At 63.5% G+C, this 16,106-nt stretch carries 15 protein-coding genes; 5 read left to right on the top strand and 10 right to left on the bottom strand.

Going from position 1 to position 16,106, the window contains the following annotated elements; all coding sequences use genetic code 11:
* Positions 1-4: 4 nt before the first annotated feature.
* Positions 5-1,429 (bottom strand): MFS transporter, encoded by a 1,425-nt coding sequence (locus QOL81_RS09855; protein ID WP_060432142.1) that lies wholly within the window; start codon positions 1,427-1,429, stop codon positions 5-7.
* A 99-nt stretch (positions 1,430-1,528) separates the two neighbouring features.
* Here QOL81_RS09855 and QOL81_RS09850 point away from each other — a divergent pair, with 99 nt between their 5' ends.
* Positions 1,529-2,368 (top strand): helix-turn-helix transcriptional regulator, encoded by an 840-nt coding sequence (locus QOL81_RS09850; RefSeq protein ID WP_283439791.1) that lies wholly within the window; start codon positions 1,529-1,531, stop codon positions 2,366-2,368.
* On the opposite strand, the gene QOL81_RS09845 is transcribed toward QOL81_RS09850, so the two are convergent.
* From QOL81_RS09845 to prpB, 4 genes are all read right to left on the bottom strand, one after another.
* Complete coding sequence (locus tag QOL81_RS09845; RefSeq protein ID WP_048321374.1) at positions 2,365-2,994, bottom strand: LysE family translocator; 630 nt, start codon at positions 2,992-2,994, stop codon at positions 2,365-2,367. The two genes, QOL81_RS09850 and QOL81_RS09845, sit on opposite strands and share 4 nt — an antisense overlap.
* Before the next feature lie 80 nt (positions 2,995-3,074).
* A complete protein-coding gene (locus tag QOL81_RS09840) occupies positions 3,075-4,526 on the bottom strand; it encodes a bifunctional 2-methylcitrate dehydratase/aconitate hydratase (RefSeq protein ID WP_147839637.1) in 1,452 nt (483 codons plus the stop codon).
* Positions 4,527-4,566: 40 nt separating this feature from the next.
* Positions 4,567-5,730: a bifunctional 2-methylcitrate synthase/citrate synthase gene (gene prpC / locus QOL81_RS09835; RefSeq protein ID WP_049200932.1), complete on the bottom strand. Its 1,164-nt coding sequence runs from the start codon at positions 5,728-5,730 to the stop codon at positions 4,567-4,569.
* A gap of 33 nt (positions 5,731-5,763) precedes the next feature.
* Positions 5,764-6,654 carry a methylisocitrate lyase gene (gene prpB / locus QOL81_RS09830; protein ID WP_049200934.1) on the bottom strand — a complete coding sequence of 297 codons (891 nt, stop codon included), beginning with the start codon at positions 6,652-6,654 and terminating at the stop codon, positions 5,764-5,766.
* Between the two features lie 245 nt (positions 6,655-6,899).
* Between prpB and prpR the strand changes: the two genes are divergently transcribed.
* Entirely contained in the window at positions 6,900-8,489 is a 1,590-nt protein-coding gene (gene prpR / locus QOL81_RS09825; protein ID WP_197757719.1) for a propionate catabolism operon regulatory protein PrpR, read from the top strand.
* 3 nt (positions 8,490-8,492) lie between these two features.
* Here prpR and QOL81_RS09820 read toward each other — a convergent pair whose 3' ends face one another.
* Positions 8,493-9,401 (bottom strand): DMT family transporter, encoded by a 909-nt coding sequence (locus QOL81_RS09820; protein ID WP_060421219.1) that lies wholly within the window; start codon positions 9,399-9,401, stop codon positions 8,493-8,495.
* A 136-nt stretch (positions 9,402-9,537) separates the two neighbouring features.
* Between QOL81_RS09820 and QOL81_RS09815 the strand changes: the two genes are divergently transcribed.
* Positions 9,538-9,972, top strand: a complete 435-nt coding sequence (locus QOL81_RS09815; RefSeq protein WP_038880548.1) for an Lrp/AsnC family transcriptional regulator — start codon at positions 9,538-9,540, stop codon at positions 9,970-9,972.
* Here the strand turns inward: QOL81_RS09815 and dinG are convergent, their stop codons facing one another.
* From dinG to QOL81_RS09795, 4 genes are all read right to left on the bottom strand, one after another.
* The gene (gene dinG / locus QOL81_RS09810; protein WP_033637643.1) at positions 9,973-12,171 is read right to left on the bottom strand and encodes an ATP-dependent DNA helicase DinG; all 2,199 of its coding nucleotides are present in this window, start codon (positions 12,169-12,171) and stop codon (positions 9,973-9,975) included. It abuts the gene before it with no gap.
* Positions 12,172-12,237: 66 nt separating this feature from the next.
* Complete coding sequence (locus tag QOL81_RS09805) at positions 12,238-12,630, bottom strand: tautomerase family protein (RefSeq protein WP_084826590.1); 393 nt, start codon at positions 12,628-12,630, stop codon at positions 12,238-12,240.
* Positions 12,620-12,952, bottom strand: coding sequence for a carboxymuconolactone decarboxylase family protein (locus QOL81_RS09800; protein WP_049200944.1), 333 nt, complete (start codon positions 12,950-12,952; stop codon positions 12,620-12,622). The genes QOL81_RS09805 and QOL81_RS09800 overlap by 11 nt, the downstream gene beginning before the upstream one ends.
* A 124-nt stretch (positions 12,953-13,076) precedes the next feature.
* On the bottom strand, positions 13,077-13,733 hold the full coding sequence (locus QOL81_RS09795) for a glutathione S-transferase family protein (protein ID WP_060421214.1): 657 nt from the start codon (positions 13,731-13,733) through the stop codon (positions 13,077-13,079).
* Positions 13,734-13,974: 241 nt separating this feature from the next.
* Between QOL81_RS09795 and ompC the strand changes: the two genes are divergently transcribed.
* Together ompC and QOL81_RS09785 are read left to right on the top strand one after the other, a co-directional pair.
* The gene (gene ompC / locus QOL81_RS09790) at positions 13,975-15,072 is read left to right on the top strand and encodes a porin OmpC (protein WP_038880563.1); all 1,098 of its coding nucleotides are present in this window, start codon (positions 13,975-13,977) and stop codon (positions 15,070-15,072) included.
* Between the two features lie 180 nt (positions 15,073-15,252).
* A complete protein-coding gene (locus tag QOL81_RS09785; RefSeq protein WP_060440416.1) occupies positions 15,253-16,104 on the top strand; it encodes a GNAT family N-acetyltransferase in 852 nt (283 codons plus the stop codon).
* Positions 16,105-16,106 lie beyond the last annotated feature (2 nt).

Raw genomic sequence — 16,106 nt, 5'->3', positions numbered from 1 at the left:
CGGCCTACTTAAGATCCGCTTTCTGACTATTTCGAGTGATCCGGTTTAGCAAGATCAGGGCAATGCCCATCGCCAACAGATTAAATACCATGGCGCCGGCAAAGGCCTGCGCATAGCGTTCCGCCGCGCCGCCGTTTGCCAGCAGCGGCACGAAGCCGACGCCGCTGACCACGATGCCCAGCGCACCTCCCACCTGCTGCACGGTGGCAACCAGGCCCGCCGCCATGCCCGCCTGCCGCTCCTGCGCCAAACCGAGCACCAGATTCAGCAGCGGCGTCATGCTCAGCGCCTGGCCGAATCCCAGCACCACCAACCCCGGCAGCAGCCGCAGCGGATGCGCCAGCGCCGCGCCCCACAGCGCCTGAGCCATCAACAGCGCCAACCCGGCGGCGTAAATCGCCACGCCCACGCTCAGTACGCCGTTGCCCCAACGCAGCGCCAGCCGGGGCGCCAGCATCGACGCCAGCATAAAGGCCGCGCTGGCCGGGGCGAACAGGCTGCCCGCCTGAAAAGGCGTCAGCCCCGCCCCCGCCTGCAGCAGCAGCGCGAAGCACAAGAAAAACGAGGAGGCGGTGGCATAAATCGCCAGCACCACCGCCATGCCCGGCGCGAAGTCTGCCTGACGTAACAGCGCCGGATCGAGCACCGCATCGCCGCCGCGCCGCGCCAGACGGCGCTCCCAACGCAGGAAGCTCCACAGCGTCACCATCGCCAACGCCAGCATCGGCGCTATCCACCACGGCCAGCCGCGCGCCGGCCCCTCCAGCAGCGGCAGCAGCAACAGCGACAGGCCGATCGCCGCCAGCCACAGGCCTACGCCGTCCAGCCGCTGCGCCTGCGCCACCCGCGATTCGGGAATGCGCCGCGCCGCCCACAGTGCCAGCGCGCCGATCGGCAAATTGATCAAAAAGATCATGCGCCAGCCGCTGCCGAACAGGTTGGCCTCGATGATAAATCCGCCGAGGATCTGGCCGAAGATCGCCGCCAATCCCAGCGTCATGCCCAGCCAGGCGAAGGCGCGCCGCCGCTGTTGCGGCGCGTACAGCACCCGCATCAAGGCGTAGATCTGCGGGAACAGCAGCGCCGCCGCCGCCCCCTGCAGGATACGCGCCGCGATCAGCAGGTTGAGCGATCCCGCCAGCCCGCACAGCAGAGAGCTCAGCGTAAATCCCAACATGCCGAGGCTGAACAGACGCCGGCGCCCGAAGCGATCCCCCAGGCGCCCACCGGCGATCAGCAGCACCCCGAACGCCAGTTCATAGCCGGCGACGATCAAACCAACACCGGCGAAATCGGCGGCGAACTGCCGCTGGATCACCGGCGCCGCCACGTTGACCACAAACAGATCGAACACCGTGACGAAGCCGCCTAACAGCAGCACCGGCAGGCCGGGCAATGCCTGCCGTTCACGAGATAATGAATGTTCCATACCACCTCCAGCGATTATGATGGCCGCAGTATGGAACAGGGTTTAAACTGTTACTATATAGCCAGTTATACTATTACTAACAGCAACAGGACGGCCGCCATGCCCCCACGTACCCTCGAGCGCACCCGCCACGAACTGGCGGATTTTCTACGTCAAAAGCGAGAACAGCTGTCGCCGGAGGCGGTCGGTTTGCCGAGCGGCAGCCGCCGCCGCACGCCGGGATTGCGGCGCGAGGAGGTCGCGGCGCTGGCCGGCGTCGGCCTCACCTGGTACACCTGGCTGGAACAAGGCAGGGAAATCAATGCGTCGGTGGCATTTTTGGAGAACCTGGCGCGGGTGCTGCAGCTCGACGCCGCCGGCCGCTACCACCTGTTTTTATTGGCGCATCAGCGGCCGCCGGTGCCGGTCGGCCATCAGTGGTGCCAGGTCTCGCCGCTGGTGCAGCGGCTGCTGGACGACCTTGTGCTGCGGCCGGCCTACGTCATGAACCTGAGTTGGGACATCATCGCCTGGAACCCGGCGGCGCAGCGGCTGTTCGCCATCGGTGAACGCCCGGCGGAAGAACGCAACATGTTGTGGATGCTGTTTGCCGATCCGCAGCTCAATGAACGCCTGTTGGAGTGGGAGGCGCAGGCGCCGCAAATCCTGGCCAGCTTCCGCCGCGACTATGCCCGCGCGCCGGAGGATGAGGTAATGCGCCAACGGGTACAGGCGCTGGAGCGGGTATCGCCGCCGTTCCGCCGGCTCTGGCGGCAGCACGATATCCACGGGCGCTGCCAGGGGCGGCGCAGCTTCACCCTCCCGGAAATCGGTCCGGTCACCTTTGACCACGCCTCTTTCATCGTCGACGAAGAGAATCACCTGCGGCTGGTGATGTACAGCGCGCTGCCGGACGAACCGGCCAGCGCGGCATTTGAAGCGCTGCTGCGCGAGGGTTAGCGGCGGCTGTCGAAAATGAGTTTGCAGGCCAGCCCGGCGAATACCCCGCTCAGCAGGTAGTTCGGCCAGCGGGCGCTGAAGCGGCGGCCGGCGAAGCGGCTTTTCATGCCGCTGACCGCCAGGATCACCCCACCGTTAATCAGCAACCCCACCAGATTCAGCACCGTCGCCAGCGCCAACATCTGCACCACCACCGAGCCTGAACGCGGATCGATAAACTGCGGGAACAGCGCCAGCACGAACAGCGCCATTTTCGGGTTGAGGATGTTGGTGAACAGCCCCTGGCGGAAGATGCGCGCCGTCGGCACCGCCTGCAACCCGGCGGAAGCCTGCAAACTGCTGCCGGATCGCAGCGTTTTCCACGCCAGGTAGAGCAGATAGGCGGCGCCGAGCATTCTTACCGCGTCGTAGGCCAGCGGCACGGCGACGAACAGTTGCGACAACCCCAGCGCCGCCGCCAACGCGTGGCAATACGTGCCGAGCTGAATGCCCGCCAGCGAAGCGAAACCGGCGCGCCGCCCCTGGCTGACGCTGCGCGAAGCGATCAGCAGCATATCCGGGCCGGGGGTCAGCGCCAGCGCCACGCAGGCACCGGAAAACAACAACAGCGTTGCGGCATCAATCATGAATCACCTGATAAGAAGATGGAGGGGAATGAAGCATCCATCATAGCGACGCCGACGTGGCTTGTCAGCGCCGCCTCGCGTCAGATCACCCACAGATCGAGATACTCGTTGACCGGCATCTGCGCCAGCCGCTGCCGGTCCAGCGACACCTCGAGAATACGCTGCTGCTGCAGGGCCGGGAACTGGCGCGCCAGGTTGGTTTTGAACTTCTCGATCAGCAGTGGGATGCCCTCTTCGCGCCGCCGCGCATGGCCGATAGGGTACTCCACCGCCACCTCATCCAGGCGGCTGCCGTCGGCGAACTCCACCGTCAGCGCATTGGCGATCGAGCGTTTTTCCGGATCGTGATAATCGCGGGTGAAGACGGGATCTTCATGGCAGTGGATCTTGCCGCGCAACGCGTCGATGCGCGGATCCTCGGCCACCCGATCCTCGTAGTCCGCCGCCGTCAGCCGGCCGAACAGCAGCGGGATCGCCACCATATACTGAATGCAGTGATCGCGATCCGCCGGGTTATCCAATGGCCCCTGCTTGTCGATAATACGCAGGCAAGCCTCGTGAGTGCGGATGCTCACCCTGGCGATGTCGGCGGCGGTTTTACCGGCGGCCTGCATCAAGCGGTGCAGCGTCATGGCCGCCTCCACGGCGGTCTGGGCATGGAACTCCGCCGGGAACGAAATTTTAAACAGCACGTTCTCCATCACGTACGCGCCGTACGGCCGCTGGAAGCGGAAAGGCTTGCCGTTGAAAGAGACGTCGTAGAACCCCCAGGTCGGCGCCGTCAGCGCCGAGGGGTAGCCCATCTCGCCGGTGGCGGCCATCAGCGCCAGCCGCACCGCGCGGGCGGTCGCATCCCCCGCCGCCCAGGATTTGCGGGTGCCGGCGTTCGGCGCGTGGCGATAGGTACGCAGCGACTGCCCGTCCACCCACGCCAGCGACACCGCATTCAGGATCTCCGCCCGGCTCAGGCCGAGCAGCTGCGCCACCACCGCGGTAGACGCCACCTTCACCAGCAGCACGTGATCCAACCCCACCCGGTTGAAGGCGTTTTCCAGCGCCAGACAACCCTGGATCTCATGCGCCTTGATCATGGCGATCAACACCTGCCGCATGGTCAGCGGCACCTTGCCCGCCGCCACCGCCTGGCGCGAGAGCCAGTCGGCCACCGCCAGGATCCCGCCCAGGTTGTCCGACGGGTGGCCCCACTCCGCCGCCAGCCAGGTGTCGTTGAAGTCGAGCCAGCGGATCATGGCGCCGATATTGAACGCCGCCTGCACCGGATCCAGCTGGAAGCGGGTGCCCGGCACCCGGCTGCCGTTCAGCACCTCGGCGCCCGGCACCACCGGCCCCATCAGTTTCTTGCAGGCCGGATAGCTCAGCGCCTCCAGCCCGCAGCCGAGGGTATCGAGCAGGCAATAGTGGGCGGTGCGGTACGCCGCCGGGGTATCGACGGCCTCTTTCATCACATAATCGACGATATCGACCATTTCGCGATCGAACGGCGGACGGCGGGTATTGGCAGACTCAAGCATCATGATTCCCAAAGGCTCCATAGTGAATAACGATCGGCGCTCAGCGCTGATCCAGCGGTACGAACGCCCGCGCTTCCGGCCCGGTATAGTTGGCGGACGGGCGAATGATTTTGTTGTCCTGCCGTTGCTCGATGATGTGCGCCGACCAACCGCTCACCCGCGCCATGACAAACAGCGGCGTGAACATTTCGGTGGGCACCCCCAGCTGGTGATAAGACACCGCCGAGAACCAGTCGAGGTTGGGGAACATCTTTTTGGTGTCGCGCATCACGCTTTCCAGCCGATCGGCGATGTCATACAGCTTCATCGCCCCCGCTTCCTGCGACAGGCGCAGCGCGATCTCTTTGATCACCTGATGGCGCGGATCGGAAACGGTGTACACCGGGTGCCCGAAGCCGATCACCACCTCTTTGTTGTCGATGCGGCGGCGAATGTCGGCTTCCGCTTCGTCCGGCGTTTCATAGCGTTGCTGGATCTCCAGCGACACCTCGTTGGCGCCGCCGTGTTTCGGCCCGCGCAGCGCGCCAATGGCGCCGACGATCGCCGAATAGACGTCGGATCCGGTGCCGGCGATCACCCGGCCGGCGAAGGTCGAGGCGTTGAACTCATGCTCGGCGTACAGGATCAAGGAAGCGTGCATCGCCTGTTCCCAGCTGGCGGAAGGCGCTTCGCCGTGCAGCAGGTGCAGGAAGTGGCCGCCGATGGAATCGTCGTCGGTCTCCGGCTGAATGCGCTCGCCGTTGTGGCTGTAGTGATACCAATACAGCAGCATCGATCCCAGCGAGGCCAGCAGCCGGTCGGCGATGTCGCGCGCGCCGGCCGCGCCGTGCTGCTCTTTTTCCGGCAGCGTGCAGCCTAGGGCCGAGACGCCGGTGCGCATCACGTCCATCGGGTGAGACGCCGCAGGCAGCGCCTCAAGCACCGTGCGCACGCTGGCGGGCAGGCCGCGCAGCGCTTTGAGACGGTGTTTATAGGCCTGCAGCTCGTCGCGGTTGGGCAACTTGCCGTGGATCAGCAGGTGGGCGACCTCTTCAAACTCGCAGTGGCGCGCGAGATCGAGAATGTCGTAACCGCGATAGTGCAGATCGTTGCCGCTGCGCCCTACGGAGCACAGCGCGGTATTCCCGGCGGGCACGCCGGATAACGCCACGGATTTTTTCGGCTTATCGCCAGTCGGGCTTTGCGGGGGGATCGCTTGGCTCATACTGTCCTCGTTTGGCTTCTGCGTGAATGGCGCTTATTCGTCGCGCTGGCGAGCGAACAGAGCGTCGAGTTTCTCTTCGAACAAATAGTAGTTGATGCTTTCGTACAGCTCGTTGCGGGTCTGCATGGTGTCGATGACGCTTTTCTGCGTGCCCTCCTCGCGCAGGGCGCGGTATACCCGCTCCGCCGCGCGGTTCATCGCCCGGAAGGCCGACAGCGGATACAGCGCCATATCCACCTGGGCGCTGCGCAACTCGTCGGTGGTAAACAGCGGCGTCGCGCCGAACTCGGTGATATTGGCCAGGATCGGCACCTGCGTCGCTTCGGCGAAGCGGCGGTACATGCCCAGTTCGGTGATCGCTTCCGGGAACAGCATGTCGGCCCCGGCCGCCACGTAAGCCTGAGCGCGCTCGATGGCCGCCTCCAGCCCCTCCACCGCCAGCGCGTCGGTGCGCGCCATGATCACAAAGTCCGGATCGCTGCGCGCATCCACCGCCGCCTTGATGCGATCCACCATCTCTTCGGTGGAGACGATGGCCTTATTGGGGCGATGGCCGCAGCGCTTGGCGCCGACCTGATCTTCGATATGCAGCGCCGCCGCCCCGGCCTTGCTCACCGAGCGCACCGTGCGGGCGACGTTGAACGCCGAAGCGCCGAAACCGCTGTCCACATCCACCAGCAACGGCAGCGGGCAAACGTCGGTGATGCGGCGAATGTCGGTCAGCACATCGTCCAGGGTCGAAATGCCCAGATCCGGCAGCCCCAGCGAACCGGCCGCCACGCCGCCGCCGGAAAGGTAGATGGCCTGGAATCCGGCCCGCTGGGCCAGCAGCGCATGGTTGGCGTTGATCGCGCCGGCGATTTGCAGGGGTTTTTCTTTACTCAGGGCCTGACGAAAGGCGAGCCCGGGTGAGCGCAGCGTCATGACGTTTTCTCCGATTAGCCAGATGAAACAGACAGAGCAAGGGGCGGGCCAGGTTGTACTTCGGTAAGGGGAAAAATTAAACGCGATAAAAATAAGTGAGTTACAACACCTTCAGCGCCATTAGCCTGGCAAAGGGGTAAAAAACGTTTCAGTTAACGTTTCAATCGTTGTTTCACACAGTAAATTTGAAACATCACTGAAACCGGGCTACACCTAATGCAGCCACTTCCATTCGGTAACCCACCATGAGCGATCACGTCATGCCGGACAAACCGGTGATCTGGACCGTCTCCATCACCCGCCTGTTCGATCTGTTCCGGGACATCAGCCTCGAGTTCGACCATCTGGCAACCATCATCCCGATCCGCCTCGGCTTTGAGGAGGCGGTGCAGCACATCCGCGCCCGACTGGCGACCGAGCCTTGCGACGCCATCATCGCCGCCGGCTCCAACGGCGCCTACCTGAAAAGCCGCCTGTCGGTGCCGGTCATCCTGGTCAAGCCCGGCGGTTTCGATCTGCTGCAGGCGCTGAGCAAGGCGCGCAGAACCGCCGATCGGATCGGCGTCATCACCTATAAGACCCCTCTGCCCGCGCTAATGGAGTTCCAGCAAACCTTCGATCTGCCGCTGGAGCAGCGCAGCTACGTCACCGAAGAGGATGCGCGCGGCCAGATCGCCGAGCTGAAAGCCGCCGGCATTCAGGCGGTGGTCGGCGCCGGCCTCATCAGCGATCTGGCGGAAGAGGCCGGGCTCACCGCCATTTTTCTCTATTCCGCCGCCACCCTGCGCGCCGCCTTCAGCGATGCGCTGGACGTGACGCGCCTGATGCGGGGCGGCGGCAAACGCGGTGGCGATTACGCCGCGCGCAATACCCTGCAACCGCGCTACGGGCTGGACGATTTGCAGGGCGAGTCCCCGCAGATGGAGCAGATGCGGCGCACCATCATGCTGTACGCCCGCTCGCCGGCGGCGGTATTAATTGAAGGAGAAACCGGCACCGGCAAGGAGCTGGCGGCGCAGGCGATCCACCGGGAATACTTTTCCCGGCGCGGCGCACCGGCCAGGGGCGCGACGCCGCCGTTCGTCGCCATCAACTGCGGCGCCATCGCCGAATCGCTGCTGGAGGCGGAGCTGTTCGGCTATGAGGAAGGCGCCTTTACCGGCTCACGGCGCGGCGGCCGACGGGGGCTGCTGGAAACCGCCAACGGCGGCACCCTGTTTCTGGATGAGATCGGCGAAATGCCGCTGCACCTGCAAACCCGGCTGCTGCGCGCGCTGGAAGAGAAGGCCGTCACCCGGGTCGGCGGGCAGCAGCCGGTGGCGGTCGACTTTCGCGTCATCAGCGCCACCCACAACCACCTGGAGCAGGCGATTCAACGGGGCGACTTTCGCGCCGATCTGTTCTACCGCCTGAGCGCCCTGCGGCTGCAGCTGCCGCCGCTGCGGGCGCGCGGCGACGATATCGCGATGCTGGCGGAACACTTTCTGAAACGGTCACTGGCGGCGCTCGACGTGCCGCTGACGGAGCCGCTGCGCGCCGCCATGGCCGGCTGTTACGCCGCGCTGAATCATTACGCCTGGCCCGGCAACCTGCGCGAACTGCGCAACATGATGGAGCGGGTGGCGCTGATGCTGAGCACCGGCGCCGCGCCGAGCGGCGAGACGCTGCGCTGGCTGCTGCCGGAGCTGGCGACGGGCACGCCGCCCGAGATGCCGCCAGCGCCCGTCTCCGCCCACGAAGCGCTGGCGCGATGTGGGGGCGACCACGCCGCCGCCGCCCGGTTGCTCGGGATCAGCCGCACCACGTTATGGCGCCGGTTGAAAAAAACGAACTGAGCATCAGCCGGCGCGCCGGCCGTCCGAGGCCGGCAGCAGCCGCGCTCGCCGCTCGCCCAGCAGGTTCATGCCCGCCGCCGCCAGCAGAATGATCGCCGCGCCCAGCAGCTGCCACGCCGACAGGCGGTGGCCAAACGCCAGGCGATCCACCAGCATGGCGGCGACCGGGTAGATGAACGACAGTGAGCCGATCAGGTTGGTCGGCAGCTTCTGCAGGGCGCCGTACATCAACACATACATCAGGCCGGTGTGCAGCACGCCGAGCGTCGCCAGCATTCCCCACTGCCCAACGCTGGCCGAAACGTGGAAATCCACCAGCGGCAACAGCATCACCGCCCCCACCGCCACCTGGATCAGCGCAATAAGATGCGGCGGCGTGCCCTTCAGCCGCTTGGCCGCCAGCGCCATCAGGGCGTAGAAAAACGCCGCCCCGAGCGCCAGCGCGATGCCCGCCAAATAATGACTCTGTTCCCCCGCCTGCCGCGGCTGCGCCAGCACCACCAGCATCATGCCGCCGAACGCCAGCCCCAGCCACAGCAGCTTGCGGGCGGTCAGCCGCTCCCCCAGAAACAGCGCCCCCAGCCCCACCAGTATAAACGGCTGGGTGTTGTACACCGCCGTGGCGATGGAGATAGAGGCATAGGAATAGGCGGCAAACAGCAGCAGCCAGTTGATCACCAGCGCGACGCCGCCGGCGATCGCCAGCAGCAGCGTGGCGCGCGTCAGCGCATCGCGCCGCAGCTGCCCCAGCGCGCCGCACACCGCCAGCAGCACCAGCGCCCCCACCGCGCAGCGCCAAAACACCACGTTGACCACCGGCTGGCCGGACATCAGCACAAACCAGCCGATGGAGCCGGAAATCAGCATCGCCGCCGTCATCTCCAGCGAGCCGCGTTTTATCTCTGCATTCATCCTGCGTTCCTCCAAACTTGCCCAGAGGCATAGCTTGCGGCTTCGCGGGGCGGCTTTCCATAGCATAAAAAAGGCAGATATGCTTAACTGCCTTTTTCTCGTAGCTATAATAAAGAAAATACCTAACGGAGGCGTTATGGATGATATCGATCGCCAGATCCTGACTCTTTTGGCGCAGGACGCACGCGCGTCGTTGAAGACGCTGAGCGCGCAGGTGGGGCTGTCATCGCCGAGCACGTCGGAAAGGCTGCGGCGGCTGGAGGAAAGCGGCGTGATCCAGGGCTATACCCTGAACGTCAATCTGCAGGCGGTGGGCTACGCCTTCGAGTCACTGGTGCGTATCAAGCCGCTGCCGGGCATGCTGAAGAAGGTTGAACAGCTGATTCAGGCGATCCCGGAAGTGGTCGAGTGCGATAAGGTGACCGGCGAAGACTGCTTTATCGTGCGGCTGGTGGCGCACTCGATGGAACAGCTCGACCACACCCTCGATCGGCTGGCCGAGCATGCGCAGAGCAACACCTCGATCGTGAAAACCACGCCGGTCAAACGCCGCCTGCCGCCGCTGCTCTGATTAACGCCGCCGCTTGCGGGCAAACGGGTTGCCGCGCTTCTTCTCTTTTTTGGCCGCGTCGGCGGCGGATTTCAGCGCCGCCAGATGCGCCTTGTCGGCCTCCGGCACCGCGCGCTGTTCGATCGGGAACACCGGCAGCGACGCCAACAGCCGCGAACCGTAGTTTTTGGTCAACAGCCGACGATCGTAGATCACGATCTCGCCGTAGCATTGGTTGCTGCGGATCAGGCGGCCGACCTGCTGGATCAGGTTGAACGAGGCGCTCGGCAGGCTCTGCACTTCGAAAGGATAGCGCTTCAGCGATTTCAGCCACTCGCCTTCGGTAATGATCACCGGGCTGTCGATCGGCGGGAACGCAATTTTGTGAATGTGTACCTGGGTCAGCAGCTCGCCTTTCAGATCCAACCCTTCGGCGAACGATTGCAGCCCCACCAGCACGCTGGCGACGCCCTTCTCCACCCGCTTGCGGTGCTCTTCCACCAGCCGGTAGCGCGGCTGGTCGCCCTGCACCAGCAGCATCAGCCGCAGATCGGTCACGTAGCTGAGGAAAGTCTGCATCGCCCGGTGGCTGCTGAACAGGATCAGCATGCCTTTGTGTTTGCCGCTCGCTTGCTCGGCGCGGAAACATCGCGCCATCTCCTCAAGGTGCTCCGCCTCGTTGGCGAGCGCCGGTTCGTAGCGCATCTGCGGAATGACAATCTTGCCCTGTTCGACATGATTGAACGGCGAAGAGAGCGTTTCGAAGCGATCGCCGGCCTTCTCGCTCAACCCGCTCATCTCCTGCAAACGCGCGAAGCTGTTCAGCGAACGCAGCGTGGCCGAGGTCACCACCACGTGCGGCACCTTGCGCCACAGCAGCTTCTCCAGCTGGTCGCTGACGCGGATGCCGACGCAGTGCAGGTAGAGATGGGTAACGTTATCGCGCAGCTCGCGCGTGACCCATTTGGAGATCGGCGCGTTGGACGACTTGTCGAGCGCCGCCAGCCGCCACAGCTTGCTCATCGCTTCCAGATAGCCCAGCGTGCGGCTCATCTGAATGATCGACCGGTGCAGGCGCACGATGTCATGCTTGCCGGTCTGCTCGGTGAGATCGTTAAGCACGAACTCCGCCAGCCCGCGCAGCGCATCGGTCAGTTTGAACAGCCGCGCGCAGCTCTCCACCATCTCCGCCGGCAGCTCGCCCATCTCGAAACGGTGCTCGGCCGCCACGCTGTCGCCGGGCAGGTAGGCGCTGACCTGATGCTCGAAGATCTGCACCAGCTCGCGCAGCTCCTCACAATGGTTCTTCAGCCGCTCGCTGTTGGCCAGCCCCGGCGGATTCTTCGGCCGGTACTGCGTCATGCACTGCTCAACCTGGCGCACGATCATGTCCAGCTGCAGGTTGGTCGACAGCGCGGTGATTTCCCCGTCGATCTCCAGCGCATCGCGCGCCACCTCCGGCAAATGGTGGCCTTCGTCCAGCACCAGCAGCAGCTCTTTCGGGTTCGGCAGCACCGATTCCGTCTCCAGCGCTGCCATCACCAGGGCGTGGTTGGCCACCACCACGTCGGCGCTCTCGATCTCTTTGCGGGCGATATAGAACGGACATTCGCGAATATAGTGGCAGTTGCGCCCCAGGCAGTTGGCCTTGTCGGTGCTCAGCTTGGCCCACAGCGGATCGTCGATGCTCTGTTGATAGTGATCGCGCAGCCCGTCCCACTCAAAGCGGGCCAGCGCCTTGGTCAGCTTCTGGCACAGCGCCTGCTCTTCGCCGCTGGACGGCGCCAGCTCGTCGTCGAGGAACAGCGTCAGATCGCCCTGTTGACTGACGTCGGTGCTCATCGCCGCCAGGTTGCGCGGGCACACGTAGCGCCCACGGCCAAAGGCGCCGGTAAATTTCAGATCGGGGATAATCTTCTTCAGCAGCGGCAAATCTTTGCTGTAGATCTGATCCTGCAGCGCCACGTTGGCGGTGCTGACCACCAGCGGTTTGCTCTCCGCCCGCCCGACGGCGATGCCCGGGATCAGGTAAGACAGCGTTTTACCGACGCCGGTCGGCGCCTCGATCGCCAGATGGCGCGGGTAGTCACCGGCCAGCGTCTTCGCCACCTCGGCGATCATCTGGCGCTGGGGCGCGCGGGAAATAAAATCCGGTATTTGCTGCTGCAGGGCTTTGTACCACTGGCCAATCTGATCTTTAACTGCGGAGGAGAGCGCCATTCAACTCTTATCTAAACGAAATGATGGCGCTATTGTCCCACAGACCGCCCGCGGCGTCAGCCCGAGTTACGTCTGCGGATCGATCATCGAGGCGCGCCCGGCGCTGAACGACCACTCGTCCAACTGGGTGGTGGTGATCACCACCATCACATCCTCGGGGCGCAGCCGCAGGTTTTCCGCCAGCAGCGCCGCCAGCCGCCCGTAGAAACGCCGCTTGGTGTCGGTGTCGCGCGGCCGCCCGGCGGTGATATAAAACAGCACGAAATCCGCGCTGCGCGGCCCGCCGAGATAGTCGCGATCGTAGATAAGCTCACCGGGGCGGTATTGATCGATCACCTGAAATTTATCCGTCGGCGGCACCTCAAAGGCCTCCACCAGCGCCTGATGCAGGCTGTCGGACAGGGTTTGCAGATAGTCGGCGGACTTGCCCTGAAGCAGGGCGATACGGCTAAACGGCATGATTGGCCTCCTGTTCCAGCTCGCGCAGGCGCGCCACGGCCGACGCCGCCGCGGGCCAGCCGGCGTAGAACGCCAGATGGGTGATGAGCTCGGCCAGCTGCTGACGCGTCACGCCGTTGCGCTGCGCCAGCTGCAGGTGAAACGGCAGCTGTTCCACGCGGTTGAGCGCCACCAGCGCGGCGACGGTAATCAGGCTGCGCTCGCGCGGGCTCAGCGCCGGCCGCTGCCAAATATCGTCAAACAACACTCGGTCGCTGAGCTGCGCCAGCTTGGGGGCAATATCGCCGAACGCCTGTTGCCCGGCCTGGGATTCTGATGGCATCACACTCTCCTGTCAGTTGCGGATAGCCTTACGCTACCCGCCGCCGCAGCGAGTGAAAATCGGGATTTTCGGCAGTCTCGGTTCAGAAAAACGGGAGGGTTCCCCGCCGGGCGGCGGGGAGGATTCAGGATTCCAGCGGGGCAACGCCGTCGAACTGCGCGCTCAGCAGCGCATTCAGCTCCGGCCGCTGTTCCACCCGCTCAGCGATGGCGTACAGCTGCGGACAGTGTTGCCGGAACCACGCGCGGCCCGGCCGCCAGTGGCACATCACCGCCACGTACAGATCCAACGCGCTGAAGCTCTTGCCGAGAAACCACGGGCCCGCTGCGCCAGCGGCGGCGTTCAGCTGCTGCAATAAACGCTCGCGATAAGCCATTACCGCGTTTTTCAGCTGTTCCGCCCCCGCCGCCTGCGGCTGCCAGCGCTGCGGATGGTCGGCATAGGTGAAGGTGGGGTAAATCTCCGCGTTGATGAACAGCAGCCAGCGCAGAAAACGCGGCAACAGCGGCGAACCGCCGGGCGGCGCCAGCTCGGCATGCGGTGCGCGATCGTGCAGCAGCAGAATAATCGCCGCACTCTCCGTCATCACTTCGTCATTGGGCAACACCAAGGTGGGCACCTGACCCAACGGGTTCAGCGCCAGCAGGCGATCGCGCTCCGGGCCGTCCTGCGTGTAGTCCACTTCCTCATAGCCCCAGGGGAAAGCGGTCAACGCCAACGCGGCGGCCACGATCGTCGAGCCGCAGCCCTGCGTACCGAACAAAGTATAAGTATCGTGCATGATTCCTCCCGCAGCGGAACAAGGTATCGGTAACTGTAGACCAGCCGCCGACCGTCGGCTGAAGAAAAAATTCACCCTTTGCGCGACTTTTTTAATCGTTCGACATGAAAATGAATTTTTTGTCATAAATAGATCACATTACTACGGTAAAAATTCTCCGCCGCAAACAATCAGGCGGCACAGTAAAACAGCAATGCAACTGATGATAAGCGTCTTTCAATCGAATAAAGCAGGGTAACTCATGAAACGTAATCTTCTGGCCGTTATTATTCCGGCACTTTTACTTGCGCAAGCGGCACAGGCAGCAGAAATCTACAATAAAGACGGCAACAAACTCGATTTTTACGGTCGTGTGAAAGCCCTGCATTATTTCTCCGATGATGCCGGCAACGACGGTGATAAAACCTACGTCCGTATCGGCTTTAAAGGCGCGACCCAGATTAATGACATGCTGACCGGTTACGGCCAGTGGGAATATCAGATCGCCGCCAACCATTCTGAATCCGACGGCACCAAAGACACTAAAACGCGTCTGGGCTTCGCCGGTCTGAAATATAAAGACTTCGGCTCTTTCGATTACGGTCGCAACTACGGCATTATTTACGACGTCGGCGCCTGGACGGATATGCTGCCTGAATTCGGCGACGATGCTTACGTCAAGACCGACAACTTCATGAACGGCCGCACCAACGGCGTTGCCACCTACCGTAATAACAACTTCTTCGGTCTGGTTGACGGCCTGAAATTCGCCGTGCAGTACCAGGGCAAGAACGAAAACGACGGCCGCTCCGCCAGCAAGGCGAACGGCGACGGTTGGGGCCTTTCCTCCAGCTATGAAATTATCGACGGCCTGAGCGTGGGCGCCGCCTATGCCTCTTCCAACCGTACCGCCAGCCAGAAAGCGGGCACCTTCGGCAAAGGCGACAAGGCCGATATCTGGGCCGCCGGTATGAAATACGACAACAACGATGTCTACCTGGCTGCCACCTACTCGGAAAGCCGCAACATCGCGCCTATTTCCGGCACGGCCACCATCAATAACCGTTCCACCTCCGTCAGCGGCTTCGCCAATAAAGCGGAAGGCCTGGAACTGGTTGCGCAATATCAGTTCGATTTCGGTCTGCGTCCATCGCTGGGCTACGTTCAGCAGAAAGGCAAAGATATTGAAGGCATCGGCGATGCCGACCTGGTGAAATATATCGATGTCGGCGCGTACTACTATTTCAACAAGAACATGTCGACCTATGTCGATTATAAAATCAACCAGCTCGACAGCAATAACAAGCTGGGTCTGAAAGACGACAACGTGATTGCCGTCGCCCTGACCTACCAGTTCTGATGTGATGAATGAATAACCACCACTGCAAACTTTAGCGTCACTTGATACCCAGAGTTTTATTTCGCCGGGCGGCTGCGTCCGGCTTTTTTGTTTTTATTTTCCCGCCAACGAATGCCCCCCGCTTGCCTTGCAAAACAAACGGGTCTACATGTATAGCTTTCCCCCCGAGCGGAATCAGCCATGCATAACGACGGACGCTTCGACTACCACAACGCCCTGCGCTACAGCAGCGACGAGCTGGCAAACATCCTCAACCACTGTTTTGAAAACTACATCGTGCGCTTCGTGCTCGACGGGCCGACCTTCGCCGCCCGCTTCGGCGCTGAGGATCTCAGCCTGAACGACAGCCTGATCGTCACCCACCGCCATGAACCGGTGGCGGTGGCGCTGATCGCCCGCCGCGGCCGGCACAGCCGGGTTGCGGCCTTTTCCGTGCGCCCGGAGATGCGCGGCCAGGGGCTGGGCAAGGCGCTGATGCAGCGGCTGGTGGCGGATGCCCGCCACCGCGGCGACCGACGGCTGTCGCTGGAAGTGATCGAAGGCAACGAAGCCGCGCTGGCGTTGTATCATCGCGCCGGGCTGCGCATCGTGCGCACCCTGACCGGCCATCAGGCGCCAGCGGAAGCGTCGCCAGGCACGGCGGCGCTGCAGGCAGTCGATCCGCTGACCGTCAGCCATCGCCTGACGGCGGAAGGCGCCACCGACCTGCCCTGGCTGATCGCCCCCGAATCGCTGTTCAAGCTGCCGGGCAAACCGCAGGCCTATACGCTCAATCGTCAAGCCTACGCCGTGGTGATGCCCGGCGCCGAGCACTGCTGGCTGCGCCTGATCTATGTGCCGCCGCAGCACCGCGGCCAGGGGCATGCGCGCGCCTTGCTGGCCGCTCTGCAAACGCGGTTCGCCCCTTTGCCGTTGACCGCTAACGTCTTTGTGCCCGAGGTGGCGGCCCCCTTCTTTACGCATCTTGGCTGGCGGCAGGATCCCCTGCGCCAGTTCGAGATGGATATGCTGCTGGACAGCCCACAAGAATAAAA

This window comes from Serratia sp. CC22-02 (assembly GCF_900182895.1).
Classification (GTDB): domain Bacteria; phylum Pseudomonadota; class Gammaproteobacteria; order Enterobacterales; family Enterobacteriaceae; genus Serratia; species Serratia nevei.
This window is presented reverse-complemented; position numbering and strand designations above follow the sequence as displayed.